This window comes from Seonamhaeicola marinus (assembly GCF_008085455.1).
Window position 1 is genome coordinate 1 of sequence record NZ_VSDQ01000490.1, and the last position, 249, is coordinate 249.

Below are 249 nucleotides of genomic sequence, written 5' to 3' on the forward strand. Positions count from 1 at the left end.
GCTTCTAAACAAACATCAGCAGAACCTTGAGAAATTGCAGGTGTAATACCTGTCCAGTGGAACCACTCAACACCCTCAAAAACAGCATCCCAATCTATCATTCCAGATTCAATTTCAGCCATTGCAGAGTGTGCTCTATCATATACTACTTTACTACCACGAGATACGGCACCAGTTTCTAAAAAGTAAATACCTAAACGGTCTCCCCCCCAAACAATTTTATCTACACCAACGCCTCTTTTACGCATT

The 249-nt window shown here is 41.4% G+C and carries 1 pseudogene; it reads right to left on the bottom strand.

From position 1 onward, the window contains the following. Nucleotides 1–249 (bottom strand): annotated as a pseudogene (locus FUA24_RS07880) (sugar kinase); the annotation flags it as partial.